Genomic DNA, 3,311 nt, shown 5'->3' with positions numbered 1-3,311 from the left:
CGCTGCCGTGCCAGGTGCGGAACATTTTTGCGCTCAGACTCTCCATGCCCGACGCCTCTTTCAGCCAGTCGTTGACGTCGCCGCTGTCGAGCGGATGGACCTCGCCGTCGCTGCCGACATATTGGAACAATCTTTTGCCGGGCAGATCGTCGATCTGCTCCAATATCTTCTGCAGACGGGTGTCGCGCAGGCTGCAGCTCACCCGTTTCCCGCCCTTGGCGCGATAGCGCAAGCGCATCAAATCCTCGCCATAGCTGACGTTCCGGTTGTCCAGCGTGGTCGCCCCCTTGCTCATCCGCGAGCTGCCGCCGACCCGGATCGCCGTGCGGTCGATCAGCCGGACCAGCGCGGCAATCGCCACATCCTTGCTCGTGACATCACCGTGCTGCTCCAGCTTGAGCAGCGCGTTCACCTTGCGCCGGATTCGCGGCAGCGTCGTGGCAAATTCCGCCAGCGATTCGAATTTCTGCCGGTCGCGATAGACGCGCCACTGGTCATGATAGCGATATTGCTTGCGCGTCGCGGCATCGAAACCGGTCGCCTGAATATGGCCATTGGCCTTCGGGCAAATCCACACATCGGTATAGGCAGGCGGCACGCCCAGCTTCCTGATCCGCGCCAGTTCGACGCTGCATTTCAGCGGGCGCTTGTCCGGCAACAAATATTGAAACCCCCGCCCCCGCCGCACCCGCGAGATGCCGGGCTGCTCGTCGCTGGTATAGACGAGGCTGGGGATGCGGAGGGAGGTTCCGTTTTGGCTAAGCTGGATCACGGGTTGGGTCCGGTGGGGGTGGTTCGGTGTGTGCCGATAGCGGCGCGGTTGAGGCTTTGGTGGTTGTGCCGGACAGGATGTCGGCGGGTTTTTGGGTTTGATTTTCCATGATCGAGAAACTCGGACCGTGGGGATCGGTTCCCGGCGTGATGGGGAATGTTTTATTGGCAGGTTATGAAGGGATGGAAAGCCGCCGTTCATCCAATGGCGATGACTGGAAGGCCGTCGCGCGATGCAGGGTGCGCCTGCAGGGCAGCGTCAACGTGATGCTGGATCTTCCACAACATCCGATGTATTTGATCGACCTCATTCTCCTCGAAGTTTAACGACTCGCCGCCGCGCACTGCCAAGAAGTCATGGAATTCACCATCCGGTAGAGGCGTTCGCCAGATTTCCAAACCCATATTAGTAAAGTCGCTATCTGAGTGCGCGTGCAGCTTGTTTCGGTATGTGAGCAGCTGCTCGTGAAGCCGCCTTTCGTCAGGTTCAAGTTCAAGCTCGGGTACCATATTCCAGTTGAAGGGTGGTGCGACCTGACCGCGCGACTGAACGAAAGGTCGACCGTATGCGACGACCATTGTTGTTTCGTAACAATGCAACTTACGTCTTTCCGCATTGCTATAACTCTTGATCCAATCGCACTCTTCGGTCAAAAAAGTTGCAGCACTCAAGGCATGGCGAAAATCCCTCGCCGACATTGCCAGCCGCATAAGCTGCTGGTGCTCTTTTTCCTCGCGCGTCGATTTCGATTTGCTCATTGATCAAGGCATGCTCGAAATCATCGAATTCAGCAAGGCATCAACATTCATACTCCGATAGCCGCAAATCTGCCGGCCCGCTCCCCGTCAGTTTCTGTTAATTGTGCCTATGTCAAAATCAGGCATTATTAGTGTCCGAATCGCTGCTGGATCTGGAGATTTCGGGATGTCAGAATTCCATCAACTGCCTGGAAACAGGAACGGAAATTACAGATGATGACAGAAACCTTTAACGACGCCGGTCGACGGCCGGTCCCCGGAACCCGAAATCTGCACCGGCTGATACTCGCGATGATGGCTGGAGTGTCCCTGATGGCAAACTCGGGGAATAATTCAACGCAAACCGACCATGCACATGCTGAACACAGGGCGCATGCCAGTGCCCAAATGCAACCGGGTCAAATTTCCGAGGCAGAACGTCGCGCTTTGTTGAGACTCAAGAGAGCGCTTCGGGAGCAAGATGACAGAACCCCGACAGAGCGTTGCGTGGATCAGGAAGTTGCACGCATTGATCGGTCGCCCAGCGATCTCGAATGGCGGACGATCGATCTCAAATGCCGCGAGGTCGGTGGACCTTCGGTTGTACCGGATTATTGATAGCGGTTTGACCGGATTAACAGTGACAGCGCACTAATTCACCGTCTCCGCTGACACCAACCCCCGAACACTATTCCCCACAAAAAACCCGCCAGCCAGATCCTCCGCCCGCAACACGCCCGGCAATACACCCCTCGCCAACGGCGGCGTCAGCAGCTTGCCATCGCGCTCGATACATTTCGGTGACTATGCACCAATTAGCCTGAACCTGATCGCCCCCTCACCCCACCCCAATCTCCTTCAACGCCGCATCCTCCAGAAACGCGCTGCGCGTCATTTTACGGGTGCGGGCGGCGCTGTCGATCATTTTGACAATCCCGGTGTCGAGTGAGACATTATAGCGTCCGGTCCGGCCGGTACGTTGCAAATAAGGGATCTGGATCAGGAACGCGCCTTGCTTCAGATCGTCGGCGGCGCGCTTCTGGATGTCGCCAATCGGGCTGGCGGGGATCAGTTGTTCATCCTCGAAATAGAGCGACAGCGCCTCGATTGCATTGGCGATGATATCCTCTTCCCGATCCGCAGCGGAAAAACAGCCGGGCACGTCCGGAAAGGAAATTCCGAAGGCGCTGTCTTCATCCTTATGCACGACAGCAAAATAAAACATGGGTTCGGCCTTTCAAATCCATCCCGCCATCCGGGCGATGCTGCGCGCCGTGCCGACAGGCAGATCTTTCCTGGGGTGCGGGACAATGATCGTGCGATCATCCTTGCGATATTTATGGTGAGAGCCCCTGATCGAAACCAGTTCAAAGCCCTCCTTGCGAAGCCGCTTGATGATCTGCTTACTGCTCCGCTCCATGTGTATTTATATACACACGTTGATGTAAAAGTCAACCGGCGGTTGTGGCGGCCACCAACCCCCGAACACTATTCCCCACCAAAAACCCGCCAGCCAGATCCTCCGCGCGCAGGTCCGCCTCGACCGCCTGCCCGCTCTCCAGCAGCTCCGCCCGCAGCACGCCCGGCAATACGCCGCGTTCCAGCGGCGGCGTCAGCAGCTTGCCGTCGCGCTCGACAAATATATTCCAGATCGCGCCCTCGGTGATAAAACCATCACCATCGACAAACACCGGGTGAACGCCCTCGCCCAGCCCCTCGACCTGATAAACCCGCCGGTCGCTGGTCTTGTGGTGGAGGCGGAAATCCGCCTTGTCGGCCTGCATCGGTACCAGCCGACATTG

Annotated in this window: 5 protein-coding genes; all 5 read right to left on the bottom strand. The window is 57.5% G+C overall.

Going from position 1 to position 3,311, the window contains the following annotated elements:
* A partial coding sequence (locus V7680_RS15235; RefSeq protein WP_442955066.1) for a DNA topoisomerase IB occupies positions 1–772 on the bottom strand: 772 nt, incomplete at its 3' end.
* 197 nt (positions 773–969) lie between these two features.
* The gene (locus V7680_RS15230; RefSeq protein ID WP_335654107.1) at positions 970–1,530 is read right to left on the bottom strand and encodes a hypothetical protein; all 561 of its coding nucleotides are present in this window, start codon (positions 1,528–1,530) and stop codon (positions 970–972) included.
* 817 nt (positions 1,531–2,347) lie between these two features.
* Positions 2,348–2,734: a type II toxin-antitoxin system HicB family antitoxin gene (locus V7680_RS15225; protein ID WP_335654106.1), complete on the bottom strand. Its 387-nt coding sequence runs from the start codon at positions 2,732–2,734 to the stop codon at positions 2,348–2,350.
* 12 nt (positions 2,735–2,746) lie between these two features.
* Positions 2,747–2,929 carry a type II toxin-antitoxin system HicA family toxin gene (locus tag V7680_RS15220; protein WP_335654105.1) on the bottom strand — a complete coding sequence of 61 codons (183 nt, stop codon included), beginning with the start codon at positions 2,927–2,929 and terminating at the stop codon, positions 2,747–2,749.
* Positions 2,930–2,960: 31 nt separating this feature from the next.
* On the bottom strand, positions 2,961–3,311 hold a 351-nt coding region (locus tag V7680_RS15215; protein WP_335654104.1), incomplete at its 5' end, for an aminotransferase class IV.

This window comes from Parasphingorhabdus sp. (assembly GCF_036963705.1).
Taxonomy (GTDB): Bacteria; Pseudomonadota; Alphaproteobacteria; order Sphingomonadales; family Sphingomonadaceae; genus Parasphingorhabdus.
This window is presented reverse-complemented; position numbering and strand designations above follow the sequence as displayed.